Consider the following 26,475-nt stretch of genomic DNA (forward strand, 5'->3'; position numbering starts at 1 on the left):
CGCTGCCCGATTGGCCGGGCCGATATGCGGTTTCTTGGAGGAGACAACTCTGCCATGACGCGCCAGATTACCTATGACGCTGCCTATGACGCATGCGCCCCGGACGATTTCGCGGCGATGATTGAAGTGGACCGCTACGGCGCCCGCTCCACCGCGTTCGACAAGATCATTTCCGCGACCCACGACCATTTCTGGGATCCGCTGGACACCAAGTACATCGATTTCTCCGAGCCGTTTGACTACGAGAACGAGATGATCCTGCCGGAGGATATGGTTCCGGAACTGCAGCTGCCGAGCTTCCAGAACCTCTCCGAAAAGGATCGCGTGCGTTTCGTCAACGAAACCGCCCGCTGGATGCTGTCGGCCATTCTGCACGGTGAAGCCGGCGCGCTGGGCCTCTCCGCCTCGCTCTGCCACATTCTCCGTGACCCGGGCGCACAGGAATACGCTGCCAACCAGACCCGCGAAGAAGCCCGCCACGTGACGGCGTTCGCCGCCTATGTGAAGGCCCGCTGGGGCACACCGCTGCCGTGCGGTGAGACGCTGAAGAACCTGCTCGTCGACATCGTCAACGCGCCGGAAGTCTACAAGAAGGTCGTCGGCATGCAGATGCTGGTGGAAGGCCTGGCCATGGGTGCGTTCGCCGCGCTTTACACCAACGCCAAGGACCCGCTTCTTGTCCGCCTGACGCAGCTGGTGATGACCGACGAGGCGTTCCACCACAAGTTCGGCAAGATCTGGGCGGACCGCACGGTGCCGAACCTCTCTGAAGAAGAGCAGCACATCATCGAGGACTGGGCTGCTGAGTGCTTCCAGACCCTGCTGTTCAACCTGGTGAACCCGGAACAGAAGAAGGTGATCTACGCCGACTTCGGTCTCGACTGGCAGCAGGTTCAGGCCGAGATGCTGGAAGCCTTCACCGACGATGACCGCCGCGAACGCATGAAGAACGGCACCGACATTTTCCGTGTGCTGATCAAGACGCTGCTCAAGGCCGGCATCATTACCGACCGCACCAAGCCGTTCTACTCCACCTATGTGGACATGGACGAGTTGAAGTCGGAAGGCGACCACATGGTGGGTGATGACATCGCTGAAGAAGGCATCAAGTACCTTCAGACGATCAATTTCGGCACCAACAAGGACGCCCTCAAGCAGGTTTCCGCTGCCGAGTAAGGCCGCGGGCACTGCCCACTGATCTGACGGCCCGCCGGGGAAACCCGGCGGGCCGTTTTCATTTGGTGTCGCAGACCAGGATGCGGTGCTGGCATTCTTCCCCTGACCGCGCCTAGGCTTCTTCCATGGTGACCGAGACAGCGATACATGCGGGCCTGCCGAATGCCCGGCTGCCTGCCCCACCCTGGCGGCGGATCGGTCACGGTGTTTGGGGAGACGTCTTTGATCTCGGCGATGGCAGCGTCCTCAAGCTGGTGCGTCATCACGGCGGTATCGGGTCCGGGCGTGACATCCTGTTCGGCGAGGTGAGAGCGCTCGACCTCCTGCGCGGATTGACGAGCCCGGTGACCACCGCAGCGCTGCATGGTTTTGGCGAGATCGATGCGGACGCTCCGGCGCTTGAGGATTTCTGCGGGTGGATACGGATGGGCCGCCTGCCGGGGGTGACCGCCTCTGCCCTGCTTGCGGACACGCGGAGCCGCGATGACCGGATTACGATCATGCGGCGTATCGGGGAGGCTGCAGGGCAATTTCATCAGCAAAGCGGCGGCCTCGTGCCCGAAGGTGCCGGTCTGCCGGACCTGACCGCACGGCGGCTGTCGGAAATCACCGATATCGTCCCGGACATGAGGGTTTACTGTGAGCGTGTTGATGCGGTGCTGCATGGGGCAGACCCGCATCCCTTTCTGCACGGGGACATCAATGGCGGGAACGTGCTTTTTGCCGACCCGGCGGCCCCGGCCACCAGTGCCATCGGGCTGATTGATCTGGGCGAAGCGCAATGCGGGGTCACAGAGATCGAGTTGCGCCACCTTCATGACATCGCCAGTTCCGATGCTCGGAGCGACGGCATGGCCGACGCAATGATCGAAGGATATGCCGCTACTACGGGGCACACACCGCGGCCGGAACTGCTTACGGCAGCCTATTGCCTCAATACACTCGGGACATTCGCGATTGCCCGCCTCGGCACCGTACCGGGGCTTGATGAAAGTGGAGCCAGGCAGGCTGCGATGGCAGCGCTTCAAAGCTTGGGTGACGTTCCAGACGAAAAACGGCCCGCCGGGGGAGGATCCCGGCGGGCCGTCTGTCTTTCGCACCATCAGAACACCCTGAGGGATGCGTCCTGACTGCGAGGTCTAATTAGCAGTTCGGGTCTTCCTTGCAGCCCTTGTAGGCACCGGCGCCGGCACCGACCGCGCCGCCGATCACGGCACCTTCGGCGGCAGACCCGCCCGTGGCGGCACCAATCGCGGCACCGGCAGCAGCGCCGATACCTGCGCCACCCAGAGCATTCTTCTCGGTATGGCTCATATTGCTGCACGCGGCGGTCATGCCCAGTACGCCAGCAAGGATTACGGCTTTCGCATAACGCATTGTTCGTCTCCTGCTGTGGTCGATGCGGGGAAAACACAATCGCCCCGCCGGTGGTTCCAAACCGATTTCGGCTGCGCGGCATCAGCGGCTGACACCGGCATACGGGCTGGCCTATCCTGCCTCCATGCCGCACCCGCTTTCCTGGACCGAGCTTGATCTTCCCCCCGACGGACGCCAGTCGGAGCGCGCCCTCAATGTGCAGCGCGGGGTTTGCCGCCACCTGATGGGACTGTCACTCGCGCCTCTGACCGAGTTCACACTCGCCAGCGGCAGGCGCGCGGATGTGATCGCCCTTGCCAGCAATGGCGACATCACCATCATTGAGATCAAGACCAGCCTTGCGGACCTCAGGGCTGACACCAAGTGGCCGGAATATCGCGACTTCTGCGACCGCCTGTTCTTTGCGGTGCCCGAAGACTTCCCGATGCAGCACCTGCCACCGGATGCAGGCCTTATGGTGGCCGACCGGTATGGCGCTGAACCCCTGCGCGATGCGCCGGTTCACAAACTGTCCGCCGCCCGTCGTAAGGCCGTGACCGTGCGTCTTGCCCGTGCGAGCGCATTGCGCCTGTCGCGCCTGGCGGATCCGGAGGCCGGGCTTGTCTGAGAGCCTGCGGCCTGGGGCGGCCCGGGATAGACACTCCCGGATGCGCAGCCTATTAACCGGACTAACGATCCCGGCCTTTGAGCGCCGCCATCGGCGCCCTATGATCCCGGACTTCCGACCGATGCGACCCGAAGGCCCTAAATGAGTGCTTCCAGTTCCGCCTCTGGCGTTCCGTCCACCGACATGAGCGACGAGCTCGACATCCTTGCGCGTTTTCCGCAGGGTCGGGTGGTGTGTCTGGGCGACATCATGCTCGACCGCTATGTCTATGGTCGCGTGGATCGCATTTCGCCGGAAGCGCCGATCCCGGTCATCGCGGTCGAGCGCGAGGCGGCGATGCTTGGTGGTGTGGGGAATGTGGCACGCAATGTAGCCTCCCTGGGCGGCACCGCGGGCCTGCTGGCGACCATCGGCGACGATGAGGCCGGGCGCGAGGTGCTGCGGCTCATCTCGGAAGAAGAGCGCATCGAGCCCGACCTGATTACTGATATCGGCCGCGCGACGACGGTGAAGACGCGGTTCGTGGCAGGCGCGCAGCAATTGCTCCGGGCAGACCAGGAAGTCGCGCTGCCCCTGTCCGGGGAAAGCGTCGACGCGATCGTTGAGGCCGCCCGCGAGGATATGGCCAATGCGGGTGTAATTGTCCTGTCCGACTATGCCAAGGGTTGCCTCTCGGACAATGTGCTGCAGGCCATCATCGGCACGGCCCGCGACATGGGATTGCCGGTGATCGTTGATCCGAAGTCGGCGGATTTCTCGCGCTACAGCGGCGCGACCATGATCAAGCCGAACCTCAAGGAACTGGCATTGGCGACCGGCATGCCCTGTGGCACGGACGCGGAAGTGCTTGATGCGGCAACCGAGGCGCTGGCCCATGCCAATGCGGATGCCATTCTCGTAACCCGGTCGCAGGCAGGCATGACCTTGGTGATGCGCGCGCCTTCCGGTGAGGGGATCGAGGCGCATCATTTCCCGGCCCGCGCGCTTGAAGTGTTCGATGTCTCCGGTGCCGGCGACACGGTTCTTGCAACTCTGGGCCTTGCCATCGCGGCCGGCGCGGACCTGCCCCAGGCCGCCGCCATAGCCAATGCGGCTGCGGGGCTGGTGGTGGCCAAAATCGGGACGGCTGTTGTCTATCCCGGAGAGCTGACCCACGCGCTTCACGAGGCAGATGTCAACAAGGCGGATCAGAAGATCTGTACGCTGACGGAAGCCCTGGACCGGGTGGAACGCTGGCGGGCCCAGGGACAGAGCGTCGGCTTCACCAATGGCTGCTTTGACCTCATTCACCCCGGGCATCTGTCGCTGCTGCGCCAGTCGCGCGCGGAGTGCGACCGGCTTGTCGTCGGGCTCAACTCCGACAGCTCAGTGAAACAATTGAAGGGAGAGAGCCGCCCGCTGCAAGGCGAACTGGCGCGTGCTCTTGTTCTTGCTTCGCTCGAGGACGTGGACATGGTGGTGATCTTTTCGGACGAAACGCCGCTGACGCTGATCTCCACACTCAAACCCGACGTGCTTGTGAAAGGTGCCGACTATACGGTGGAGACCGTTGTGGGGGCCGACATCGTGCAGGCGAATGGCGGCCGAGTGGTTCTGGCCGAACTGGTGGCCGGCCAAAGCACCACAAACACCATCGCGCGCATGACGGGTTCGTGATCCCGAAGAATTCCAGGGCCTCAAGCCCCCCGCCCTCCCGTGAGAGATATACAAGGCTTCCATGATTGTTGTTACCGGCGGCGCCGGCTTCATCGGCTCCAATATTCTAGCTCAACTGTCCGAGGATGGACATACGGGGCTTGTGGTCTGCGACTGGCTGGAGACCGGTGACAAGTGGCGCAATATCGCCAAATGCGAGCTGGAAGATGTGATCGCGCCGGAGGCATTGATGGATTTTTTGGCCCGAAATGCGGGGCAGATCAATGCCGTGATCCACATGGGAGCCATCTCCTCGACCACGGAGACTGACGCGGACCTGATCGTGCGCTCGAACATCCGGCTCACCAACGATTTATGGGACTGGTGCTGCCAGACGGGAACACGCCTGATCTACGCCTCTTCCGCTGCGACCTATGGCGGTGGTGAGGTCGGCTTTGATGACGAAATGAATGCCGAGGCCCTGGCGAAGCTACGCCCGCTCAATGCCTATGGCTGGTCAAAGCACATGGTGGACAGGCGCATTGCGCGCCGGCTTGCCATGGGTGCCACCACGCCGCCGCAATGGGTGGGCCTGAAGTTCTTCAACGTCTATGGGCCGAACGAGTACCACAAGGGTGGCCAGAAAAGCGTTGTCGCGCACATCCATCCGTCGGCACGCGACGGCGGGCCGGTCAGGCTCTTCAGGTCGCACAATCCCGATTACGAGGATGGCGGGCAGCTGCGCGACTTCGTATATGTGAAGGATTGCGCACGGGTGGTCTCATGGCTCCTGGAGACACCGTCCGTGAGCGGATTGTTTAATATTGGAACCGGTGAAGCGCGCAGCTTCAAGGACCTGGCGCATGCAGTGTTTGCCGCGCTGGGCAAGGAGCCATCCATCACTTATGTGGATACGCCCGAGCAGATCCGCGACAAATATCAGTACTTCACCGAAGCCCGCATGGACCGGCTGCGGCAAGCGGGGTATCGCGCGCCTTTCACCTCGCTTGAAGAGGGTGTCGCAGACTACGTTCGCACCTATCTGGAAGCTGAGGACCCATACCGCTAGAGGCTGTTGCGCCGACTGATCAGCGCGGTGACCGCTTGGCGAGGATGCGCTGCAGGGTACGGCGGTGCATGTTGAGGCGGCGGGCGGTCTCGGACACGTTGCGGCCACACAGCTCGTAGACCCGCTGAATATGCTCCCAGCGCACCCGGTCAGCAGACATCGGGTTTTCAGGCGGCTCGGGCAGTGTGTCCGGCTTGGCAAGCAGGGCGGATTCCACATCATCCGCATCTGCGGGCTTGGCGAGATAGTCAACGGCACCAAGCTTTACGGCGGCAACAGCCGTCGTGATATTGCCGTAGCCCGTCAGCATGACAGCACGGGCGTCCTCGCGGGCACCGTGCAGCGCCTGGACCACGTCGAGACCATTGCCATCTTCAAGGCGCAGATCCACCACCGCATAGGCTGGCGCGGCGCGGCGCACTTCAGCGAGCCCCTCACCGACGCTGGAGGCAAGACGCACGTCAAACCCCCGGCGCTCCATGGCGCGGCCAAGGCGGGTCAGGAAGGGCTGGTCATCGTCCACGATCAGCAGCGACTTGTCCGCCAGGGCGTCCACGGCGGAGGTATCGCGGGGCAGATCCGGAGTGTCTGTGGGGGTCATGGGCTGATGCCTTCTTGCTCGTCCTGACGGGCCCGGTGTCGGACGCCGAAACGGCTGCCGACCGGTGCCCGTTTATAGGACCGCTATTATGCACCAATCAATGTAGTTTGCGCATCCCAGACGCCCATTTCCGTCTGACTTCAAAGGGTTAACCCAATTCAGGGCGGATTGTCGCAAGCACGCCCGCAGAGCCTATCCGTGATCCGGCTCAACCCGGTCACGCGGCCAGATGAGACGGATGATGGCCCCGGCCTCCCCGCGTGCCGCGTTGGCCGCAATGAGGCGGCCGCCGGTACGTTCAATCAGGGTCTTGGCAATGAAGAAGCCAAGGCCCATGCCTCCGCCGTCTCCGTCTTCAGACTTGGCTTTTCCGGGCAACGTGCGGCGGGTGGAGACGTAAGGCTCACCGAGTTGATCAATCACATCCGCCGAGAAGCCAGGCCCGTCGTCACTGATAGAAATTTCCACACTGTCCTCTGACCAACGGGCCCCGACGGTGACTTTCTCGCGGGAAAAGGCGACGGCATTCTCGATCAGGTTGCGCAGGGCATACATGATCTCGGTCCGGCGGATGAAATCCGGCGGCTCGCCCGCGCCCGCACCGCTTTCCGGCGACAACTCGATGGCGATATCGCGGCCGCGGCCGCGGAACGGGTCAGCGGCCTCGTCCAGCATGACAGGCAGGGGAATGCGTGCGTGGTGGGCATCGCCTTCCTCACCCCGGGCCGACAATTTGGCGAGGATGTCGCGGCACCGCTCGGCCTGGCTGTGCAGCAAGTCCAAATCATCAACGAGGTCCGGCGACAGATTGCCGGCTTCCTGCTTCAGCTCCTTGGAGACAAGCGAGATCGTGGCCAGCGGCGTGCCCAGTTCGTGGGCTGCAGCTGCAGCCAGACCGTCAAGCGCCGACAGGCGCTGCTCCCGTGCCAGAATGAGCTGGGTAGCGGATAGGGCGGCGGACATGCGCCGTCCCTCCCGCGCAACCCGGAAGGCGTAAGCCGTCATGAAGGCCAGCCCGAGGACCAACGCGACCCACATGCCGAGGATCCACATGGGCTCGAATTGCACATGCTCGCCGGAGAACCATGGCAGCGGCAAGTGATAGGGACCAAGGATGGTGACCAGCACAAGCGCCAGCGCTGCCAGTGCGATGGTGGCGCGCAGAGACAGGGTGGTTGCCGAAATGGTGACCGGCACCAGAAACAGGAAGGCGAAAGGGTTCTCGAGGCCGCCAGTAAGGTAGAGCAGAACGGCCAGCTGAAGAATGTCGTAGCCCAGATAGGCCGCAGCCTCCATCTCGCCCAGGCGGCGCGGTGCGGGATAGCGCAGGGTCAGGATGATGTTTAGCCATGCGGATGCGGCCACCGCAGTAAGGCATAGCTCCAGGGGCAGCTCGAAGCCCAGCACCAGCGCCGTGAAGAGAACGGCTGCTGCCTGTCCGCCCACCGCCAGCCAGCGGAGCAGGATGAGTGTCTGCAGCCGGATGCGGCCCGCTTCGAAGATGTCGGACACATCACGGTTGAGCGCCCCGCCATCATCATCGAGCGATGCCGGGGACATGGGGCGGGCTGGGACTTCGGTCATGGGCCTTCCGGTAGTCGCACTATCGAACCTCGGGCCTTTGCGCCACGCGCCCTGACCCTTCATGATGCCGGGCTTGTTTCGGTCCGGCTCGGTTCCAAACTATGCCACAGCCGTTCGGAACAGCCCATGCGGCATCACGCTGGGTAGCGGTTTTCAGCGACGCAATGAGACAGGGTGGAAGACATGACAGGCGCGGACACACCGGCGCTGGAAATCAGCGGGCTGAGGAAATGCTACGGCCCAGTAACCGCCGTGGACGACATCAGCTTTACGGTGCCGCGTGGCTCTACTACTGCCTTGCTGGGCGGCAACGGCGCAGGCAAGACCACGACCATTGCGATGGTTCTTGGGCTTGTCACGCCGACTGCCGGAAGCCTGCATGCGCTGGGGTATGACCTTGAGACGGAGCGGCGGCAGGCAAATGCCCTGATGAATTTCGAAAGCCCCTATGTAGACATGCCCATGCGGCTGACGGTGCGAGAGAACCTGACCGTCTATGCGCGGCTTTATGGCCTGTCACATGTGCGCGAACGGGTTAGGGCGATTGCCGATGACCTGGCGCTGACCGAGTTCCTGGACCGGCCTTCCGGCAAACTGTCCGCCGGACAGAAGACGCGCGTGGGGCTGGCCAAGGCGCTGATCAACGAGCCGGAATTACTGCTGCTCGATGAACCCACAGCCTCGCTTGATCCGGACACCGCGGATTGGGTGCGCAGCTATTTCGAGGCCTACAAGGCACGTACCGGCGCGACCATTCTGCTTGCGTCCCACAACATGGGAGAAGTTGAGCGGCTGGCGGATAGCGTGCTGATGATGACACGCGGCCGTATTGTCGACCGGGGCAGCCCGGCTGATCTTCTTGCACGATATGGCCGCACCAATATGGAAGAAGTATTTCTTGATGTGGCGCGTGGCACCGGTATCCGCGCCGCCGATCTGGCAACCGCATCGCAGCAGGACACGGAAGGGGCCGCGTCATGAGCATGCACATGCAGGATCTGCCGCCGATTGTCCGGCACAATCCGCCCTTCTCTGCTGCGCGTGTCGGCGCCATGGTGCTGCGGTACTGGTATCTGCTCAAGGGCTCATGGCCGCGCATGCTGGAGTTGGCCTATTGGCCGGCGATGAACCTCGTCATGTGGGGTTTCCTCCAGACATTCCTGGCGCAGACGACAGATGTGTTCGCCCAGGCGGGCGGTGTGCTGGTGGGGTCGGTGCTGCTGTGGGAGCTGATGTTCCGGGGCCAGCTCGGCTTCACGATCTCCTTCTTCGAGGAAATGTGGAGCCGCAATTTCGGTCACCTGATGGTGACACCGCTGCGGCCGCCCGAGTTTGTAACCGCGCTGGTGAGCATGAGCCTGATCCGCATGGTGGTGGGCATGACACCGGCCCTTGCCATCGCGATCTGGTTCTTCGGGTTCAACCTGTTCGACCTGGGGATTGCGCTTGTTGCCTTCTTCGCCAATCTCGTCTTCTTCGGCTGGGCCGTGGCGCTCGTGGTCACCGGCATCATCCTGCGTAACGGGCTGGGGGCGGAGAGCCTGGCATGGGCAGTACCGTTCATCTTCGTGCCGCTATGCGGCATCTATTACCCCGTCAGCGTGATGCCTGACTGGCTCGAGGCAATCGCCCTATGCCTGCCGCCTACCTACGTTTTCGAAGGCATGCGGAGCATTCTATTCGATCAGGTGATCGACTGGAGCCGGCTGGCCTTCGCAGCCGGTCTCAACATCGTCTATTTCGGAGCAGGCTATGCCATCTTCATGGCATTCCTCCGGGCCGCCAAGGAGCGCGGCATGCTGCTGACGATCGGCGAATAGAGAGGGAGAGGCTCAGTCGTTCTCGGCCGTGCCACCGTGCTTGCGGGGCAGAAAGCGTGTTTCGCCGATGCGCATGATCCAGACATCATCATCGGCAAAACCGCGCTCACGACCGGCGCGCAGGAAGCGCTCGGGCGGCTCGAAAGGCGGTTCCTCCGTGAGCACAACCGTACCCCAATGCATGCCCACCAAGGTGCGGGCACCGATATCGATGCCGATCTGCACGGCCTCTTCCGGGTTGGCGTGGCTTGCCTTCATGATGGCGCGAGGCTCATAGGCACCGATGCCGATGAGGGCGAGATCGAATGGGCCTTCCCGGGAGCCGATCTCCTCAAAGACTGGGCCATATGCCGTATCCCCGCCAAAGAACACACGGCCTTCAGGCCCTTCGAAGGAGAACGCCGCCCACAGGGATCTGTTGGTATCCAGGCCGGACCGGCGTGACCAGTGGATGCAGGGCAGCGCCTTGACGGTGAGGTCGTTGACCGTCAGCGACTGGTACCAATCCATGTCCACCACATAGCGGAAACCACGCTCGCGGAAAAAATCACCCAGGCCCAAGGGCGCGACCACCGTCATGGTCTCCTTGCCGGGCAGGCGATGGATCGCCGTCTCGTCCAGATGGTCATAGTGGTTGTGGCTGATGGCGAGAATGTCGATCTCCGGCAGGTCGCGGATGGCGATGCCGGAGGGGACATAGCGCTTGGGGCCAAAACCGACAGGCCCTGCGTAGCTTGTGAGATAGGGGTCGGTGAGGATCGTCTTGCCACCGATACGCAGCAAGAAAGACGCATGGCCCAGCCATGTGACGACGCCGCGGTCCTCATGCTCGCGGGACCGCGCACGATCAAGCGACGCCAGTGCCTGGGGGCGCGGCAGCACATGGTGATCGGGGACGTCTATGTCGCGAAAGCTCTGGCGAAACATGCGCTCCATGAAGGGCAGCATGTCCTTGAGACCGGCAGTGCGGTTGGGGCTGCCCGGCGGATTGCGAAAGCGGCCGTCCGGCAGGTGGTGCCAGGGGGCATCACCCTCGGGTGTCCGGTGTTTTTCGCGTTTGGAGCCGGGTCGCGGCAATTTGGTGGCCATGCCTGCCATATACGCACTTCAGGCGCGTTGACAAGCAGGGGCCTATTCGGCGCCGGCGGCCTCGAGCATGCGGACAACGGCTGTGTGGCGGCGCTCCCGGGCCAAAGTGAGCGGCGTGCGGCCCGTATTGTCCGTATCATTGAGATAGGCATCGGCTTCAATGAGCGCCTCGACCACATTGGCATGGCCCAGCTTGGCGGCGATCAGGACGGGCGTTTCACCGTCAGTGCCTGCCTTGTCCACATCCGCTCCGGCAGTGATCAGGATGCGTGTGAGGTCGGGGCGATTGATGCGCACGGACTCTTCGAGTGCTGTCAGGCGCGAGCGGCGGGCGGCGACGTTGATGCGTGCGCCGCGGTCGATAAAGAGCTCCACAAGAGCCCGGCTGCCAGTCCGCACGGCTTCGATCAGGGCCGTCTCACCTTTCAGGCTCCGCTCATTGGCCGACAGGCCTGCGAGGAAAGCCTCCTCTACCGCGGATACTTCACCAGTGCGGATGGCGACGACCATGTCGTTTTCGGGAACGAGCTGGGCTTGCGCCGCCGGCAGCTGAAGCACCAACGCGCCGGCCATCGCAGAGAAGGCAACAAGTGCGACCGCAAGGGCACGGGCTGCCATGGATCGATACCCTGCGGATGTGCGACGCTTGGTCTGCATGATCGAGGTCCTCACTCGTACTAGACTTCCCAGCCATGGAGGCTGGCAGCGCCCTGTTCTGACGTGACCCAGGGTGCTGACGGACTTCATAAAGACATCTGCGGGCATGGCGTCAAGCCTTCTGCATGGCCCGGTAAAGCCAACCGCATCACGACTATCTGAGGGAAAGGGACTGAACAGCCCATGAACCGCTTGCTGCTGATCGCCACTGCCGTCACCGCCGTCATTGCCCTGACGGGGCTTGGCCTCATTCTCACCGGCGGGCTGTCGAGCCCACAGGTGGCCGAGCTGTCGCAGACAACGCCGGTGCGTTCCACCGGCGTGCCGAATATCGGCGGGCCATTCACCCTGATCGACCATACGGGCCGGGAGGTGACGGAAGCTGACTTCGCCGGCAAGAAGACGCTGATCTATTTCGGCTTCACCTATTGCCCCGATGTCTGCCCGACGGCGCTGCAGGTGATGTCCGTTGCCCTTGGCGACCTCGGCGAAGATGCTGAAAAGGTGACCCCCGTTTTCATCACGGTCGATCCGGAGCGGGACGATGTGGAGACGATGGCCGCCTATGTGCAGCATTTCGGCGATGATTTTGTGGGACTGACCGGCACGCCGGAGCAAGTGGCCGCCGCAGCCAAGGCCTACAAGGTCTACTACCGCAAGGTAGAGGATGCCTCATCGTCTGCGGGCTACACGATGGACCATTCTTCGGTGGTCTATCTGATGAGCGAGGACAATGAGTATCTTGCCAACTTCACCCACGAGACGCAGCCGGAGCGCATGGCGGCAAGGTTGAGGCAGTTTCTCTGAGGCCTATTTGGCGAAAATGTCCGCCTCGTCGCGGAATGCCTTGAACTCAAGCGCATTGCCGGCGGGATCGAGCAGGAACATCGTGGCCTGCTCGCCCGGCTGCCCAGCGAAACGCACATAGGGTTCGATCACGAAGGTGGTGCTGGCCTGTGTGAGGCGGGCGGCGAGATCCTCCCAGGCCGTCCAATCCAGGATAAGACCGAAATGGCGGACGGGCACGTCGTGGCCATCCACATCGTTGCGCGCGGCCGCAGCGCATTCCTCGGGTGCCAGATGGGCGACGATCTGATGGCCGAGGAAATCGAAATCAACCCAGGTATCTGACGAACGCCCCTCGGCACATCCCAGGAGGTCGCCGTAGAAGGCGCGCGCCCGTGCCAGATCATCAACGGGGAAAGCAAGGTGGAAGCGTGGTTGGCGCGTCTGGGCGATGCTCACGGCGCAAGCTCCTGATCTGCTATTATGCTGCTTCGTGTTCTATAGGCCAGTCCCGCCCGCAGCCGCCACCACCTGATGACCCAAACACTCACCCGACGCGACCGCCTGCAGCGCGCCACGCTTTCCATCAAGGGACGCGAGGTGCCTGTCGTCCTGCGTGCCAACAAGCGCGCGCGGCGGATGATCCTCAAGGTGGACCCGGTGTCGCGCGAGGTTGTCATCACCAGTCCAACCATCAAGGGGTTCTCTCAGGCGCTGGCCTTCGCCGCCAAGCATGAAGCCTGGATCGCCCGGCGGCTGGCTGCCGTGCCGGAGCCCGTGCCCTTCGCGCCTGGTGCTCATATTCCCCTGCGCGGGGTGGTGCACGAAATTGTGCATGATGCGACCGGCAGCGCGCGGACGCCAGTACGCATCGAGATGGGAGACGACGCCCCGCCCCGGCTTGTGGTGTCGGGCCAGGCGCCGCATCTGTCGCGCCGGGTAACGGATTGGCTGAAGAAGGAAGCGCGGCGCGATCTGACCGACGCAACCATGGGCCATGCGGCAGCCTTCGGCATGAGCCCCTCGAAGATCAGTCTTCGGGATACGGCAAGCCGCTGGGGATCGTGCTCCACCTCGCGGGTGATCAGCTTCTCCTGGCGGCTCATCTTCGCGCCGCCCTTCGCGCTGAACTACGTGGCGGCACATGAAGCCGCGCATCTCGTCGAGCACAATCATGGCCCCCGTTTCTGGGCGCTGGTGCGCACGCGCATCGATGACATTGAGCAGGCAAAAAACTGGCTCAATGCCAATGGGAGTGCCTTGCATCGCTACGGGGCGGGGCCTATATCCAATTAACTGACCATTGGTCATTATTGGACTGGGTCGAGGAGGGCATCCCATGAATCGGCGCGTACTTGGCAATAATTTCGACGTGTCCGCCCAGGGGCTGGGCTGCATGGGCATGTCGCAATCCTATGGCGAGGCCGACCAGGCAGAGGCGGAAGCGACCCTGCTGCGGGCGCTGGACCTGGGCATCACCTTCTTCGATACCGCCGACGTCTATGGCGCCGGGCACAATGAAGAACTTGTGGGGCGGGTGCTGAAGCCGCACCGGGACCGCATTGAGCTTGCGACCAAGTTTGCGATCCGCCCCGGCGAAGGCGGCAAGCTGATGGGGGTGCGCGGTGATGCTGCGTATGTAAAGGAAGCCTGCGACGCGAGCCTGAAGCGCCTGGGCACCGATGTGATCGACCTCTATTACATGCACCGGCTCGACCCAAATGTGCCCATCGAGGAAACGGTCGGCGCAATGGCGGAGCTGGTGACAGAAGGCAAGGTACGGCATCTGGGCCTATGCGAAGTCTCCTCCAAGACCATCCGCCGGGCACACGAGGTGCACCCCATCACCGCCATCCAATCAGAATACTCCCTATGGACCCGCGAGGTGGAAGACCATGTGCTGCCGGCTTGCCGGGAGCTGGGCATTGGTTTCGTTCCCTTCTCGCCCCTGGGACGCGGCTTCCTAACCGGCGCCGTGAAGAAAGACGATCTGGGCAAGGGCGACCTGCGGAAGATGCTGCCGCGTTTCAGCGACGACAATTTCGATGCGAACCGGGCGCTGGTGACTGCCGTGGAAGAGATGGCCTCAGCGCGTGGCGTGACAGCCGGACAGATAGCACTGGCCTGGGTGATGGCCCGCGGTGACCACATCGTGCCCATTCCCGGCACCAAGCGGCGGACTTATCTCGAAGAGAATGCGGCAGCCGACACCATCGTTCTGTCTGCGGAGGATCTGGGTGAACTCGATGCGATCTTCGCCCGCGATGCAGTGACGGGCGAGCGCTATCCCCAAGCGATCATGGATACGGTTGAGACCGACTGAAGCCGCGTGCCCCGTTCCGGCTGCCCGGCTTCAGTCTGCCCAGTTGCGGCTGCCAAACAGACGGGAGAAGAAACCCGGTTCTTCGTCTTCCTTCGGCGCGCGGCGCTGATAACCGTCCGGCGTGTAACCGGGCGGGCCGAAGCGCGGGTCATAGGCCGGCGCAGTTGCATTGACCTCGACGGGCTGGGGAGCGGCCGCGACGGCCACCGGCGGTTCCCAGTCGCCCGGCAGCGGACGTGCGGGCAGGCCGGTATGGGCTGCGGTCATGAACCCGGCCCAGATCTCTGCGGGTAAGCGACCGCCGGTTATCTCAACCATTGGCGAGCTGTCGTCATTACCGACCCAGACGCCGGCGACCAGATCAGCCGTATAGCCGAGGAACCAGGCATCGCGGTTTTCCTGGCTGGTGCCGGTCTTACCGGCGGCAGGCCTGTCGATCTGCGCGCGGCGGCCGGTGCCGTTCGTCACCGTATAGGCCAGCATGGCATTCATCCGCGCGACATTGGTGCGGGTGAGAACGCGGCCAAGGCCACCTCCCTCACGCTCATAAACCACTTCATCGGCAAGCGGCAGGTCGCCGTCCCGGCCGGACGGCTTTGACCCTTCCGTGGGCTGAGGGTCGAGCTCGAGGCCCAATGTCACCTTGGTGATGATGTGCGGAATGACGCCCCGCCCGCCATTGGCCAGCGGCGCATAGGCCGATGTGAGCTCCATCAAAGTAACTTCAGAAGTGCCGAGCGCCAGGGACAGGTTGGGGGCAAGTTCGGACGTGATGCCCATGCGGCGGGCGGTACGCGCGACGGAGCCCGGCGTCGCCTCATGGGTGAGGCGGACGGCAACAGTGTTGATGCTCCGGGCGAGTGCGTGCATGAGGGAGACATCGCCCTCATAGCTGTCCCTGAAGTTGGACGGTGCATAACCACCGATGCGTACCGGGGCATCGCGGCGGATGGTAAGCGGTGTCATGCCGCGCTCGAGCGCGGTCAGATAGACGAAGGTCTTGAAGGCAGAGCCGGGCTGACGGAGTGCTGTGGTGGCGCGATTGAACTGGCTTTCGCGGTAATTGCGGCCGCCGACAAGGGCGCGCACCGCACCGTCCGGCGTCATTGCGACGAGCGCGCCCTGGCTGACATTGGACACTTCGCCCGACAGCGCGAGACGGCTCTTGATGGCACCAACAGCGGCCATCTGCATGGCGGGATCAAGGGTCGTGTGGACGGTCATGTCGCGGCCGGATGCGCTGACGAAATCAGCCAGCTGCTCTTCGATCCAGTCAACGGCATAACCGGTCTCGGTGCTGGCGCGGGCGGCAAGCTCGGCGGGGAAGGCAGCGGCCGTATCCGCGTCAGGCCCTGCGAGGAAACCGTAGCGGTGCATGGCGTCGATCACCACATTGGCGCGGGCCTGAGCCCCTTCAGGGTTGTTCGTGGGTGCCAGGCGGGAGGGCGCCTTGACGAGACCGGCCAGCATGGCGGCTTCCGGCACGGTCAGGTCTGTGGCTGGCTTGTCGAAGAAGCGCTGGGACGCGGCCTCGAGGCCATAGGCACCGGCACCGAAATAGACGCGGTTGAGATAGAGCGTCAGCAGCTCATCCTTGTCGTACTCGCTCTCCAGCCACAGGGCGAGCATGGTTTCCTGCACCTTGCGCTTCAAGGAGCGCTCCGGCGTGAGGAACAGGTTCTTAGCCAGCTGCTGGGTGATGGTGGAGCCGCCCTGCACCACGTCCATGGCCTTGAGATTGGCCACCATGGCACGGGCAATGCCGAGGGGGTCGATGCCAACATGGTCATAGAACCGGCGGTCTTCGATCGCGATGAAGGCGTGGGCAACATAGGGCGGCAAGGCGTCGATATCGACCGCACCGGCAAAGCCCGAGCCACGCCGGGCCAGGACGGTGCCGTCATGCGCCAGGATCGTGACCGTCGGCGCGCGGGCGGGCACGGCGAGATCGCGCGTGTCCGGAAGCTCAAGCGCCCATGAAAAGGCCAGCAGAGTGGTACCGAGACCACCCCACAGGGCGATAACCGCCGCCCAGTAGCCGACGCGGCGCGGGGTGATCCGGGCACGGAGGGATTGAAGCCAGGGCCCGAAGGGCGATCCGCTGGAACTGCCGCCGCCTCTACGGCCACCGCCGCCGCCGGCGCCCCCACCACTGCCAGATCCGGTACCCGGGCGGCGTGACCGGGGTTTTGCGCCCTGCGTCTTGTGCGTGGCCTTGGGGGCCCTTGCAGTGGCCTGCTTTTTTTTGTCTGACGGCGTTGAGGTAGCTTCAGCTGCCGCCGCGGCTGCAGCCGCCTCCCGGCGGCGGGCAACGTCGTCCAGCATGGCACGCGGTGTGGTGGTGCGGGGGCGAACAATGCGGGGGCCTGAGCTGTTGCGCGAGGTCACGGCCCGGGCAATGCGGGCAGGCGGCACGGCGGACGCGTCGGCGCCGGGCGCCTGCGGGCTTTTTCCATTACCGTTGCGGCGGCGCCCGCCGCCGCGGGAACCGCTGTTTTCTGCCGATTTTCGCGTCGTCATGGCACCGCCGGGCCCGAAGGCCCTTCGCCCTTGGTTAACAAGACCTTATTGTCTGACCGTATCTCTTAACGGGAGGTGAAGGCGTCGGTGCGGCGCCAAAGGGGCAATTTGGGGGCGACCGGAATGCTTGAACTGCGCTTCAGTGATATCCGAACTGCCGTCAGCGGCATCCAGAACGAACTCAAAAGGATAAACGAAGGACGCTGGATCGGCGACTTCCAAGAATTCTACCTGCAAAGCATGCTGGCTCGGTCGCTTGCACTGTCCAAGAACTGCTCATTCATGCTCGAAGTTACCGACAGCAATCTGCCCCACGAGTTATCTAACCAGTCCATGACCAAAGAGACTGAGAAATCTGGATCAGACCACGAGCGTACCGACATTGTCCTCTATCAAAGTGGTGTTTGCATTCCGATTGAAGTGAAAAAAGTGTGGCAAGAAACTGCGTGGAGACGTGACCTGGAACGTATTTCCAACTTCGTCAGTCGGAAGCCAAATGTCAAGCAAGGGTGGTTCGTCGGCTTTCAGCAACAAAGGAAGGGTAAAGCCGCCATCGAAGCAAACATTACGGCACTCAGGCGTGCAGCGTGTGAACTCGGCGGCTGCTACGACCCGCAACCAAGCGCCCCTGAATCCTATGACGGTACCCGCCAGAAATGGCTAAGTCAGGAATGGTCCGGCCAGGTTTCCATCGTCAGATTCGGCAAGGGAAACCCCTAGACATCCAAATTGGCGACCTGAAGGGCGTTGTCCTGGATGAATTCGCGGCGGGGTTCGACGACGTCGCCCATCAGCTTTTCGAACAGGTCGTTTGCTTCGTCCATGTGCTCGACACGGACCTGCAACAGGGTGCGGGCGGAGGGGTCTAGCGTGGTTTCCCAAAGCTGCTCCGGGTTCATCTCACCCAGCCCCTTGTAGCGGCTGACGGCGATTCCCTTGCGGCCGGCATCGAAGATGGCCTCAAGCAACGCCATGGGGCCGCGGATCTCGGTCTTCATGTCCTTGCGCTCGAAGGTGGCGGCCTTGAGATAGACGTCCTGCAGGCGGGTCGACATGCCGTCGAGACGACGGGCATCCGCGGAGCCCATGAGGCGGCCGTCAATGACGTGGATTTCACGCACACCACGCACTTCGCGCTCAAAGGTGAGACCACCATCATCCGTGGGCTGACCTTCCCAGCCGCGTTCAGTTTCTTCCGACAAGAGGTCAAGGCGGCGGGCGATGTAGTCTGCTGCACCCTGCGCCTTCTCCGCATCCGCCATGAGATCGGTGTTGAGGGCGCCTGCTATGGCAGCCTGCTCGACGATGAAGACCGGGTAGCGGGCGCGTACGGCGTCGAGGGCGGACCTAGCCTTGCGGGCTTCCTGCACCACCGCCTCAAGGTCGGCACCGGCGAGTTGCTCGCCTGAATCAAGTGTCAGCACGGCGCCATCGAGACCCGTTGCGATGAGATAATCTTCCAGTCCGCGCTCGTCCTTCACATAGGTTTCAGACTGGCCGCGCTTGATCTTGTAGAGCGGCGGCTGGGCGATATAGAGGTATCCGCCTTCGATCACTTCCGGCATCTGCCGGTAGAAGAAGGTGAGCAGCAGGGTGCGGATATGTGCACCGTCCACGTCGGCGTCAGTCATGATGACGATCTTGTGGTAGCGCAGCTTCTCGATGTTGAAGTCGTCGCGACCGATGCCGGTGCCGAGAGCCGTGATCAGCGTGCCGATTTCGTTGGATGACAGCATCTTATCGAAACGGGCGCGCTCCACATTGAGAATCTTGCCGCGCAGGGGCAATACGGCCTGGTTGGCGCGATCACGCGCCTGCTTGGCAGAGCCACCGGCGCTGTCGCCCTCCACCAGGAAGAGTTCGGAGACGGCCGGGTCGCGCGACTGGCAGTCCGCAAGCTTGCCCGGCAGGGACGACACATCCAGCGCGCCCTTGCGGCGCGTCAGCTCGCGTGCCTTGCGGGCGGCTTCGCGGGCCGCGGCGGCATCAACAACCTTGCCGATGATGTTTTTGGCTTCGGCCGGATGCTCTTCGAACCAGCTGGACAGCTGTTCGTTGACGACACTCTCGACCACGGGCCGCACTTCGGACGAGACAAGCTTGTCCTTCGTCTGCGAGGAGAATTTCGGGTCCGGCACCTTCACCGAGACGATGCAGGTGAGGCCTTCGCGGGCATCGTCGCCGGTAAGGGATACCTTTTCGCGCTTCAGGAGGCCGTGCTCATTGGCATAGCCGTTGATGACGCGGGTTAGCGCACCGCGGAAGCCAGCCAGATGGGTGCCGCCGTCGCGCTGGGGAATATTGTTGGTGAAGCACAGCACGTTTTCATGGAAGCTGTCGTTCCACCACAGGGCGACGTCGACCGTGATGTCGTCCTTCTCCGCATGGATGGCAATCGGCGCTTCAAAGAGGCCCGCCTTGCTGCGGTCCAGATAACGCACGAATGCCTCGATGCCACCTTCGTAGAACAGGTCCACTTCCTTCGGTTCCACGCCGCGATGGTCGGCCAGAGTGATGCGGACGCCGGAATTGAGGAAGGCGAGCTCACGCAGGCGGTGCTCAAGCGTCGAAAAGTCGAACTCGGTCATCGTGAACGTGTCCGTCGACGGCAGGAACGAGATCTGCGTGCCGGTGCGCGGCTTGTTGCGCGCGTCATCATGGGGTGCGTCACCCGTGACGGTCAGCGGACCTTCGCTGTCGCCATGGACGAAACGCATTTCGTGGGTCTTGCCATCACGCCAGATGGTGAGATCAAGGCGGACGGACAGCGCATTCACCACAGACACGCCCACGCCATGCAGGCCACCGGACACCTTGTAGGAGTTCTGGTCGAATTTCCCGCCCGCATGCAGCTGGGTCATGATGACTTCGGCAGCGGACACGCCTTCCTCGGCGTGCATCTGGGTGGGAATGCCGCGGCCATTGTCGCGCACGGAAACAGACCCATCCGCATTGAGGGTGACGTTGACCGTGTCGCAATGGCCGGCCAGCGCTTCGTCAATGGCATTGTCCACCACCTCATAGACCATGTGGTGAAGCCCCGAGCCGTCATCGGTGTCGCCGATATACATGCCCGGACGCTTGCGCACGGCATCAAGGCCCTTGAGGACCTTGATGCTGTCGGCGCCATATTCATCCGGGTTAGGGGTTTCGTCGCTCATGGTCTTGTCTTTCATTCTTCCGTGAACGGAGGAAATGCGCGGGCGTCTGTTCAGAGCTCGCTGATGTTGGTGATGATGCGCGAGACGACCCCGTAATCCTTGGCTTCCTCGGCGCTCATCCAGTAGTCGCGGTGAGTGTCCTTGACGATCTGCTCGTAGGACTGGCCGGTGGCTTCGGCGAAGATGCGGTTGAGACGTTCGCGCATCTTGATGACCTCGCGGGCCTGGATGTCGATGTCCGAGGCGGAACCGCCAACGCCGCCGCGCGGTTCGTGCAGCAGGAAACGCGTATTGGGCAGGCAGACGCGGTTTTCCTTCTTGGCTGCCACATAGATCAGCGCACCGGCAGATGCGCACCAGCCAGAGCCGACCATGCGCACTTCCGGCTTAATGAACTTCACCATGTCGTGGATCATGTCGCCGGATTCCACATGGCCGCCGGGGGAAGATACGATCATGGTGATCGGGTCATCGCTTTCGGCAGACATCGCCAGCAGGCGCTCGGTGGTGGCGCGGGCAATACGATCGTTGATCTCGCCGACCACCAGCACGGTGCGCGAATTGAACAGCGCGTTTTCCATCAGCGGGGTGGTGAAGGACTTGGCGATATCGGCGGGGTCGGTATCAAGCGTCATGTTGGACATCGGTGTCTCCGGTAGAAGTCGGGCGGTATGTGTCGGTGTCGGTTCGATGGACCGTCAGGCCTGGCTCAAAGGCCCTAGGCCTGGGGCGTGATTTCTCCATGGGCGACGTTAAAAAGCTGTGCGCGGTCACCCAGATTTTCAAACAGGCTGGCGTCGGTTCCGGTCATCCAGGCCTGGGCCCCGAGACGCTCGAGCTCGTCGAACAGGGCGGTACGACGGCGGGCGTCCAGATGGGCAGCCACTTCGTCCAGCAGAAGCAAGGGCGGGGCGCCGAAGCTGGCACAGTGAAGCCGTGCATTGGCCAGAACGAGGCCGATCAGCAGCGCCTTTTGTTCGCCGGTCGAGCAGGCCTGGGCGTCCATGTTCTTGGGCGCGTGGCGCACCAGCATGTCGGCCCGGTGCGGGCCTTCCAGCGCGCGCCCCGCAGCAGCATCCCGGCCGCGCGCGGATTTGAGCCGCGCCGCATAGGCGTCTTCCACATCGACAGACGCCGCGCTGCCGAGACGCGCATCGACCTCATCGGAGAAGCCGGATGCAAGCGCCACCTGCGCCTTGGGAAAGGCCGTGTCCGACGGGCCCTCATGCTCCGCAATGGCGGCCTTGAGCTGCCCTATCAGATGGGTACGGGCGAGCGCGATGGCAACGCCGTGTTCGGCCATCTGGCCTTCGAGTGCCGACAGCCAGGAGGCGTTCCAGTTGTCCTCGGCCAAAAGCCGCGTGCGCTCGCGCATGGCTTTTTCATAGGACGACACGCGCGAGGAATGACCCGCATCGAAGCCCAGCACCATGCGGTCGAGGAAGCGGCGGCGTCCGCCCGCGCCCTCAATGAACAGGCGGTCCATCTGCGGGGTGAGCCACAGGCCGCGCACGAACTGCCCAAGCACGCCGGAGCCTGACTTCGCAGCCCCATCCACCTTGACGACGCGCTTGTCACCATCGCTGGTGCGGCCAATGCCCGTGCCAAGATCGACGGTGCCATCTGGCGTCATCACGGTGGCAGCGACGCCCCAGGGCTGGGTTGTTTGCCCGGCTTCGTCACGCGACATGTCGCGCGTGGACACATCCGACAGGCGCACGCCGCGCAGGCCACGTCCCGGGGTGAGGAAGGACAGGGCCTCGAGGATATTGGTCTTGCCGGCACCGTTCTCGCCCACAAGAACCACCGGGCGGGCATCCAGCGCCATCGCGGCACGGCCGTAATTCCGAAAGCCCGTCACTACCAGCCGCAACACTGCAAGCCGCGCAGCCGCATGCGCCCCCTCAGACATGGAAACCATGTCCGGGGTCAGAGCATCGGTCTTGTGCGTGGTGTCGGCAAAGGTCAATCAAGCGATGTCCGGATTGGCGCGCCGGGGACACGGGATCGCCCCCCTGCCCCTGACGCGATTTCAGGTGGTGCGTCAGACGCGCATGGGCATCAGCACGTAGAGCGCCTCGGGATCGTCCCCGTCCCGCACGACGGTGGGCGAGCCTGAATCCGACAATTCGAAATGGGCGGTCGGGCCATCGAGCTGCTGGGTGATGTCGAGCAGGTACCGGGCGTTGAAGCCGATCTCCAGGGCATCGCCCTTGTAGTCGATGCCGAGCTCTTCGGTGGCGGATCCGGAATCCGGATTGTTGACAGCCAGCGTCACCTTGCCTTCGTCGAGATCAAGCTTCACAGCGCGGCTGCGCTCGGTGGAGATGGTGGAGACGCGATCCACGGCGGAGGCGAAGAGCTTGCCGTCCACTTCCATGGACTTGTTGTTCTCGGACGGGATCACCCGGCCGTAATCGGGGAACGTGCCGTCGATGAGCTTGGAGGTCAGCGTGACATTGCCGAGATCGAAGCGGATCTTGGTGTCTGAGACAGCGATCTTGACGCTCTCCTCGCCGGCCTCGAGGAGCTTCAGCAACTCGGTCACGGTCTTGCGCGGCACGATGATGCCGGGCATGCCGTCGGCGCCGGAAGGCAGCGGCATGTCCACCCGCGCCAGGCGATGGCCGTCAGTGGCCACGGCGCGCAGTTTGCCGTCCACCGTGTGGAGGTAGATGCCGTTCAGGTAATAGCGCGTCTCCTCGGTGGAGATGGCGAAGCGGGTCTTTTCGACCAGGCGGAACAGGTCCTTGGCGGACACCTCGAAACTGTAGGGCAGATCGCCGGCGGCTGCTGCCGGGAAGTCCTCACGCGGCAGGCTTTGCAGGGCGAAGCGGGACCGACCGGCCACAACGGTGACCTTGCCGGTCTCGGTATCGTGGTTCACTTCCACCTGGGCGCCGTCCGGCAGCTTACGGACAATGTCGTACATGGTGTGGGCGGGCGCCGTGGTGCCGCCGCCGACTGCTACATCGGCAGGCACGCCTTCGACGATCTCGATGTCCAGGTCAGTAGCGGTAAGGCTCAACTGGCCGTCTTCCGCCGTCAGCAGCACATTGGCGAGAATGGGAATGGTATTCCGCCGCTCCACCACGCTCTGCACGTGATTGAGGGCCTTGAGGAGCGCGCCGCGTTCGATCGTGATCTTCATGGGGTCGGATTATCCATTCTTGCGGAGCCGGAAACGGCTTGTCGGGCGGGGTCTCTTCCGGCGGAAAGGGATGCGGACAGGCCGGGATTCTCCCGTTTGCGGCACGGGACCCGTCCGGGCCCCGGTGATGCCTGCAACAGCCTGCTTGACTTCCCCCGCAGCCTTTCACCAGAAGGGCAGAATCAGCCCCAAACTTATAGCAGTTTCAATACGCGAATGTACAAAAACCGCTGTTGGTTACTGGGTTTTCCGGGGAAGCGGGCTGCCGGGCGCAAGGGCCATTAACCCCACCTTGCGGCAGCCGCACCGGGAGCCCGTCACAGCCCTGCCATGCCGGGATGCGCTTGCCAATCCACCACCGGAGGCGTAGGACCTGTGGCAAGGGACAAGGCCCCTGCCGCCCGCGGGCAGACAGCCCATGGTGAAGCCTTGAGGATTATTGCGAAAACGCACCGGAAAAGTGCGTCTTCTCCCCATGCAGCTCATGTCACGTCATGCTGCCTGGTGGCAATGCGGGCCCCATCAGACCTTGCCAGCCGCGCACCGGCCACGCCCGGATGCAGCATGACCCAGGATATGTGAGGCATTTCGCATGGTCGATACGACACCAATTCCCCCTCAGCCCGCCGCCGGCGCGACACCCCTCGCTGCGGCTGATCTCCCATCGCCCGACGCGCTCAAGCACCAGGCCCGGCGCCTGCGCCAGGAGCTGGACAAGTCAGGCACCAAGATCAGTCACGCCAAGGCGCTGGAACTTGTTGCTCACCAGCTCGGCTACCGGGACTGGAACACGTTAAGTGCGGCCTCCGCCGCTTCAGCAGCGGAAGCCGTCCGGCGGCATAATCAAATGCAGCTGCAGATTGGCGACCGGGTTGCCGGAACCTATCTGGGCCAGGCCTTTAATGGCGAAGTGCTTGCTGTCCAGCGGATGGGTGGTGGCCATGTACGGGTCACCCTGCATTTTGACAGCCCTGTTGACGTCGTCAGGTTCGACAGTTTTTCGGCCTTCCGTCAGCGTGTCTCTTGCACGCTGGACGAAGAGCTGACAGCTCCTGCCCGGACCTCGGACGGCAGGCCGCACATGCGCATCGAAAGGCGGCTGCCATCCTGACCACCAAGGTGCGGCCTAGCCGCCAGCACAAAACAAGAAGGCCGGGGCTGCCTTGCGGCCCCGGCCTTTTCGTTTGATCGGGACTGAAAGCGGCTGTGCTTACTGCTCCTCGATGGCGCGGCGGATGAGACCGATATCCTCATCCAGCGCCTTGTCCTCAGCGCGGAGCTGTTCGATCTTGTTGACCCCGTGCAGCACGGTGGTGTGATCGCGGCCGCCGAACTTGCGGCCGATTTCAGGCAGCGAACGGGTGGTGAGGTGCTTGCAGAGATACATCGCTACCTGGCGCGGACGTGCTACCGACCGCGACCGGCGCGGCGATGACATGTCGACCAGACGCAGATTGTAGTAGTCCGCGACCTTGCGCTGGATGTCGTCGATGGTGATGCGCTTTTCGTTGGCGCGCACCAGATGGCGCAGAATGTCCTGGGCGTGCTCGACGGTCATCGGGCGACCGATCAATTCAGCATGGGCGATGAGCGTCGTCAGCGCACCTTCGAGTTCGCGAATGGACGACGAGATCGAGCTGGCCAGGAAGTTGATCACGTCATCGCTGAGTTGCACGCCGGGGTGGTTCGGCAGCATGGTTTCGGCCTTGGCGTGCAGGATGCCAAGACGCAATTCATAGTCGGTCGGCAGGATATCGCAGGCCAGGCCGTGACCAAGGCGGGACCGGATGCGTTCCTCGATCCCTTCAAGATCCGACGGCGAACGGTCGGCGGAAATGATGATCTGGCGGTTGTGGTCCACCAGCGCATTGAAGGTGTGGAAGAACTCTTCCTGAGTGGAATCCTTGCCGCCGATGAACTGGACATCATCCACCATCAGCACATCCACCGACCGGTAAGCGTGCTTGAAGGCCACCGTGTCCTTGTGCCGGAGCGCATTGACGAAGTGGTACATGAAACGCTCGGCGGACAGGTAGACAACCCGCTTGCCAGGATCGCGGCGGAGAATTTCCGCGCCGATCGCATGCATCAGGTGGGTCTTGCCGAGACCGACCGGCCCGTAGAGATAGAGCGGGTTGAAGGGCACAGCCCCATCGGCCTCGGCCACACGGCGGGCGGCGGCATAAGCGAGCTGGTTGGACTTACCGACAACAAAATTGTCGAAGGTCAAGTGCGGCAGCAGCGGCGTGCCAAGCGGCACATCCCCGCCGGTTGCGGATCCCGCATCCATGGTCTGGAACGGGTTGCTGGCAGCGGCGCGCGGTGCCCCCGGCTGGGCGGATACGGCGTCGAGGCCCGCGGCAGGCCCATTAAGACCGTCATTGCGCGATGCACCGTTGACCGCCGACCCGGCAGACGGTGTGGCGGCAGCATCGGCCGCCAGGGCGCGGGCCGCCTCAGCCGCAGTCGCCGTGCCTTCGGCAATCAGGGTGATGCGGCGAACAGAAGGATCCTCCTGCCGCCACAGGGCGAGAAGATGGTCGCCGAACTCGCGCTGGATGTAATCGCGCGCGAATGACGTCGGGACCGCGTAGCTGACCGCGCCATCGCCGACGCCGATAAGCTGCACCTGGCCGAACCAACTCTTGAAGCGGGCCTCACCAAGATTGCCGCGCAGCTTCGCCTGCACAGCAGCCCACTGGGCAGCCACGCCGGATTGACCATCCGACTGGCCGTCGGCCGCGTCGAATCCGGGCATCATCTGCTGGGAGCGGACATCGCCCGCCTCGACTGCGTGCGCCTCTGCGTGGGAGTCCGCATGCTCCTGCGCGTGGCCCTGGCTGCCTGCCTTGCTGTTGATCATCTGTTTCCCCTGCTCCCCGTGCCGCCCGGGGAGGCCAATTCGTCAATAACCAATTC

General features: G+C 63.3%; 24 protein-coding genes. 12 read left to right on the forward strand and 12 right to left on the reverse strand.

Annotated features, from left to right (window positions below; all coding sequences use genetic code 11):
• Positions 1-54: 54 nt before the first annotated feature.
• Both HG718_RS12840 and HG718_RS12845 read left to right on the forward strand, forming a co-directional pair.
• Positions 55-1,176: a ferritin-like domain-containing protein gene (locus HG718_RS12840; RefSeq protein ID WP_160587041.1), complete on the forward strand. Its 1,122-nt coding sequence runs from the start codon at positions 55-57 to the stop codon at positions 1,174-1,176.
• Between the two features lie 125 nt (positions 1,177-1,301).
• On the forward strand, positions 1,302-2,306 hold the full coding sequence (locus HG718_RS12845; RefSeq protein ID WP_160587042.1) for a phosphotransferase family protein: 1,005 nt from the start codon (positions 1,302-1,304) through the stop codon (positions 2,304-2,306).
• Positions 2,307-2,319: 13 nt separating this feature from the next.
• On the opposite strand, the gene HG718_RS12850 is transcribed toward HG718_RS12845, so the two are convergent.
• Complete coding sequence (locus HG718_RS12850) at positions 2,320-2,553, reverse strand: glycine zipper domain-containing protein (RefSeq protein WP_160587043.1); 234 nt, start codon at positions 2,551-2,553, stop codon at positions 2,320-2,322.
• A 124-nt stretch (positions 2,554-2,677) separates the two neighbouring features.
• Here HG718_RS12850 and HG718_RS12855 point away from each other — a divergent pair, with 124 nt between their 5' ends.
• The 3 genes from HG718_RS12855 to rfaD all read left to right on the forward strand — a co-directional run bounded on the left by HG718_RS12855 (position 2,678) and on the right by rfaD (position 5,864).
• Positions 2,678-3,160, forward strand: coding sequence for an MmcB family DNA repair protein (locus HG718_RS12855; protein WP_160587044.1), 483 nt, complete (start codon positions 2,678-2,680; stop codon positions 3,158-3,160).
• Between the two features lie 183 nt (positions 3,161-3,343).
• Positions 3,344-4,816: a D-glycero-beta-D-manno-heptose-7-phosphate kinase gene (rfaE1, locus tag HG718_RS12860; RefSeq protein ID WP_160587241.1), complete on the forward strand. Its 1,473-nt coding sequence runs from the start codon at positions 3,344-3,346 to the stop codon at positions 4,814-4,816.
• 61 nt (positions 4,817-4,877) lie between these two features.
• Positions 4,878-5,864, forward strand: a complete 987-nt coding sequence (gene rfaD, locus HG718_RS12865; RefSeq protein ID WP_160587045.1) for an ADP-glyceromanno-heptose 6-epimerase — start codon at positions 4,878-4,880, stop codon at positions 5,862-5,864.
• 19 nt (positions 5,865-5,883) lie between these two features.
• On the opposite strand, the gene HG718_RS12870 is transcribed toward rfaD, so the two are convergent.
• Positions 5,884-6,465 (reverse strand): ActR/PrrA/RegA family redox response regulator transcription factor, encoded by a 582-nt coding sequence (locus HG718_RS12870; protein WP_036261795.1) that lies wholly within the window; start codon positions 6,463-6,465, stop codon positions 5,884-5,886.
• Between the two features lie 192 nt (positions 6,466-6,657).
• Entirely contained in the window at positions 6,658-8,049 is a 1,392-nt protein-coding gene (locus HG718_RS12875; RefSeq protein WP_244617626.1) for an ActS/PrrB/RegB family redox-sensitive histidine kinase, read from the reverse strand.
• A 183-nt stretch (positions 8,050-8,232) separates the two neighbouring features.
• On the opposite strand from HG718_RS12875, the gene HG718_RS12880 reads away from it, so the two are divergent.
• Both HG718_RS12880 and HG718_RS12885 read left to right on the forward strand, forming a co-directional pair.
• The gene (locus HG718_RS12880) at positions 8,233-9,030 is read left to right on the forward strand and encodes an ABC transporter ATP-binding protein (RefSeq protein ID WP_160587046.1); all 798 of its coding nucleotides are present in this window, start codon (positions 8,233-8,235) and stop codon (positions 9,028-9,030) included.
• 2 nt (positions 9,031-9,032) lie between these two features.
• Positions 9,033-9,869 carry an ABC transporter permease gene (locus tag HG718_RS12885; RefSeq protein WP_244617646.1) on the forward strand — a complete coding sequence of 279 codons (837 nt, stop codon included), beginning with the start codon at positions 9,033-9,035 and terminating at the stop codon, positions 9,867-9,869.
• Positions 9,870-9,881: 12 nt separating this feature from the next.
• Here HG718_RS12885 and HG718_RS12890 read toward each other — a convergent pair whose 3' ends face one another.
• Both HG718_RS12890 and HG718_RS12895 read right to left on the reverse strand, forming a co-directional pair.
• Entirely contained in the window at positions 9,882-10,958 is a 1,077-nt protein-coding gene (locus tag HG718_RS12890; RefSeq protein WP_205345636.1) for an MBL fold metallo-hydrolase, read from the reverse strand.
• A gap of 42 nt (positions 10,959-11,000) precedes the next feature.
• Positions 11,001-11,576, reverse strand: a complete 576-nt coding sequence (locus tag HG718_RS12895) for an ankyrin repeat domain-containing protein (protein ID WP_027838327.1) — start codon at positions 11,574-11,576, stop codon at positions 11,001-11,003.
• Between the two features lie 222 nt (positions 11,577-11,798).
• Between HG718_RS12895 and HG718_RS12900 the strand changes: the two genes are divergently transcribed.
• On the forward strand, positions 11,799-12,422 hold the full coding sequence (locus tag HG718_RS12900; protein WP_027838326.1) for an SCO family protein: 624 nt from the start codon (positions 11,799-11,801) through the stop codon (positions 12,420-12,422).
• A 3-nt stretch (positions 12,423-12,425) separates the two neighbouring features.
• On the opposite strand, the gene HG718_RS12905 is transcribed toward HG718_RS12900, so the two are convergent.
• Positions 12,426-12,860, reverse strand: coding sequence for a VOC family protein (locus HG718_RS12905; protein WP_205345730.1), 435 nt, complete (start codon positions 12,858-12,860; stop codon positions 12,426-12,428).
• A gap of 75 nt (positions 12,861-12,935) precedes the next feature.
• Here HG718_RS12905 and HG718_RS12910 point away from each other — a divergent pair, with 75 nt between their 5' ends.
• Entirely contained in the window at positions 12,936-13,697 is a 762-nt protein-coding gene (locus tag HG718_RS12910; protein WP_160587048.1) for a M48 family metallopeptidase, read from the forward strand.
• Positions 13,698-13,740: 43 nt separating this feature from the next.
• The gene (locus HG718_RS12915) at positions 13,741-14,724 is read left to right on the forward strand and encodes an aldo/keto reductase (protein ID WP_160587049.1); all 984 of its coding nucleotides are present in this window, start codon (positions 13,741-13,743) and stop codon (positions 14,722-14,724) included.
• A 30-nt stretch (positions 14,725-14,754) separates the two neighbouring features.
• Here the strand turns inward: HG718_RS12915 and HG718_RS12920 are convergent, their stop codons facing one another.
• Positions 14,755-17,244 (reverse strand): transglycosylase domain-containing protein, encoded by a 2,490-nt coding sequence (locus tag HG718_RS12920; protein ID WP_160587050.1) that lies wholly within the window; start codon positions 17,242-17,244, stop codon positions 14,755-14,757.
• 123 nt (positions 17,245-17,367) lie between these two features.
• Here HG718_RS12920 and HG718_RS12925 point away from each other — a divergent pair, with 123 nt between their 5' ends.
• Positions 17,368-17,964 (forward strand): hypothetical protein, encoded by a 597-nt coding sequence (locus HG718_RS12925; RefSeq protein ID WP_160587051.1) that lies wholly within the window; start codon positions 17,368-17,370, stop codon positions 17,962-17,964.
• Here the strand turns inward: HG718_RS12925 and gyrB are convergent.
• The 4 genes from gyrB to dnaN form a co-directional block, all read right to left on the reverse strand.
• Positions 17,961-20,405, reverse strand: coding sequence for a DNA topoisomerase (ATP-hydrolyzing) subunit B (gene gyrB, locus HG718_RS12930; RefSeq protein WP_205345637.1), 2,445 nt, complete (start codon positions 20,403-20,405; stop codon positions 17,961-17,963). The two genes, HG718_RS12925 and gyrB, sit on opposite strands and share 4 nt — an antisense overlap.
• A gap of 50 nt (positions 20,406-20,455) precedes the next feature.
• Positions 20,456-21,040 (reverse strand): ATP-dependent Clp protease proteolytic subunit, encoded by a 585-nt coding sequence (locus HG718_RS12935; RefSeq protein WP_160587246.1) that lies wholly within the window; start codon positions 21,038-21,040, stop codon positions 20,456-20,458.
• 83 nt (positions 21,041-21,123) lie between these two features.
• On the reverse strand, positions 21,124-22,317 hold the full coding sequence (recF, locus tag HG718_RS12940; protein ID WP_160587247.1) for a DNA replication/repair protein RecF: 1,194 nt from the start codon (positions 22,315-22,317) through the stop codon (positions 21,124-21,126).
• A gap of 132 nt (positions 22,318-22,449) precedes the next feature.
• Entirely contained in the window at positions 22,450-23,556 is a 1,107-nt protein-coding gene (gene dnaN, locus HG718_RS12945; RefSeq protein WP_027838319.1) for a DNA polymerase III subunit beta, read from the reverse strand.
• A 592-nt stretch (positions 23,557-24,148) separates the two neighbouring features.
• On the opposite strand from dnaN, the gene HG718_RS12950 reads away from it, so the two are divergent.
• A complete protein-coding gene (locus tag HG718_RS12950; RefSeq protein ID WP_244617627.1) occupies positions 24,149-24,667 on the forward strand; it encodes a glyoxalase superfamily protein in 519 nt (172 codons plus the stop codon).
• A gap of 99 nt (positions 24,668-24,766) precedes the next feature.
• On the opposite strand, the gene dnaA is transcribed toward HG718_RS12950, so the two are convergent.
• Complete coding sequence (dnaA, locus tag HG718_RS12955; protein ID WP_244617628.1) at positions 24,767-26,419, reverse strand: chromosomal replication initiator protein DnaA; 1,653 nt, start codon at positions 26,417-26,419, stop codon at positions 24,767-24,769.
• Positions 26,420-26,475: the final 56 nt, after the last annotated feature.

Source organism: Pyruvatibacter mobilis (genome assembly GCF_012848855.1).
Lineage (GTDB): Bacteria > Pseudomonadota > Alphaproteobacteria > CGMCC-115125 > CGMCC-115125 > Pyruvatibacter > Pyruvatibacter mobilis.

What these genes read in the sequence shown, in the direction of transcription:
- HG718_RS12885 (WP_244617646.1), top strand. Translation starts at nt 9,033, where the DNA reads ATGCACATGCAGGATCTGCCGCCGATTGTCCGGCACAATCCGCCCTTC.
- gyrB (WP_205345637.1), bottom strand. Translation starts at nt 20,405, where the DNA reads ATGAGCGACGAAACCCCTAACCCGGATGAATATGGCGCCGACAGCATC.
- HG718_RS12875 (WP_244617626.1), bottom strand. Translation starts at nt 8,049, where the DNA reads ATGACCGAAGTCCCAGCCCGCCCCATGTCCCCGGCATCGCTCGATGAT.
- HG718_RS12870 (WP_036261795.1), bottom strand. Translation starts at nt 6,465, where the DNA reads ATGACCCCCACAGACACTCCGGATCTGCCCCGCGATACCTCCGCCGTG.
- HG718_RS12850 (WP_160587043.1), bottom strand. Translation starts at nt 2,553, where the DNA reads ATGCGTTATGCGAAAGCCGTAATCCTTGCTGGCGTACTGGGCATGACC.
- HG718_RS12950 (WP_244617627.1), top strand. Translation starts at nt 24,149, where the DNA reads ATGGTCGATACGACACCAATTCCCCCTCAGCCCGCCGCCGGCGCGACA.
- rfaD (WP_160587045.1), top strand. Translation starts at nt 4,878, where the DNA reads ATGATTGTTGTTACCGGCGGCGCCGGCTTCATCGGCTCCAATATTCTA.
- HG718_RS12915 (WP_160587049.1), top strand. Translation starts at nt 13,741, where the DNA reads ATGAATCGGCGCGTACTTGGCAATAATTTCGACGTGTCCGCCCAGGGG.
- HG718_RS12880 (WP_160587046.1), top strand. Translation starts at nt 8,233, where the DNA reads ATGACAGGCGCGGACACACCGGCGCTGGAAATCAGCGGGCTGAGGAAA.
- dnaA (WP_244617628.1), bottom strand. Translation starts at nt 26,419, where the DNA reads ATGATCAACAGCAAGGCAGGCAGCCAGGGCCACGCGCAGGAGCATGCG.
- HG718_RS12845 (WP_160587042.1), top strand. Translation starts at nt 1,302, where the DNA reads ATGGTGACCGAGACAGCGATACATGCGGGCCTGCCGAATGCCCGGCTG.
- HG718_RS12910 (WP_160587048.1), top strand. Translation starts at nt 12,936, where the DNA reads ATGACCCAAACACTCACCCGACGCGACCGCCTGCAGCGCGCCACGCTT.
- HG718_RS12855 (WP_160587044.1), top strand. Translation starts at nt 2,678, where the DNA reads ATGCCGCACCCGCTTTCCTGGACCGAGCTTGATCTTCCCCCCGACGGA.
- recF (WP_160587247.1), bottom strand. Translation starts at nt 22,317, where the DNA reads ATGTCTGAGGGGGCGCATGCGGCTGCGCGGCTTGCAGTGTTGCGGCTG.
- HG718_RS12920 (WP_160587050.1), bottom strand. Translation starts at nt 17,244, where the DNA reads ATGACGACGCGAAAATCGGCAGAAAACAGCGGTTCCCGCGGCGGCGGG.
- HG718_RS12900 (WP_027838326.1), top strand. Translation starts at nt 11,799, where the DNA reads ATGAACCGCTTGCTGCTGATCGCCACTGCCGTCACCGCCGTCATTGCC.
- HG718_RS12890 (WP_205345636.1), bottom strand. Translation starts at nt 10,958, where the DNA reads ATGGCCACCAAATTGCCGCGACCCGGCTCCAAACGCGAAAAACACCGG.
- HG718_RS12840 (WP_160587041.1), top strand. Translation starts at nt 55, where the DNA reads ATGACGCGCCAGATTACCTATGACGCTGCCTATGACGCATGCGCCCCG.
- HG718_RS12925 (WP_160587051.1), top strand. Translation starts at nt 17,368, where the DNA reads ATGCTTGAACTGCGCTTCAGTGATATCCGAACTGCCGTCAGCGGCATC.
- HG718_RS12935 (WP_160587246.1), bottom strand. Translation starts at nt 21,040, where the DNA reads ATGACGCTTGATACCGACCCCGCCGATATCGCCAAGTCCTTCACCACC.
- dnaN (WP_027838319.1), bottom strand. Translation starts at nt 23,556, where the DNA reads ATGAAGATCACGATCGAACGCGGCGCGCTCCTCAAGGCCCTCAATCAC.
- rfaE1 (WP_160587241.1), top strand. Translation starts at nt 3,344, where the DNA reads ATGAGCGACGAGCTCGACATCCTTGCGCGTTTTCCGCAGGGTCGGGTG.
- HG718_RS12895 (WP_027838327.1), bottom strand. Translation starts at nt 11,576, where the DNA reads ATGGCAGCCCGTGCCCTTGCGGTCGCACTTGTTGCCTTCTCTGCGATG.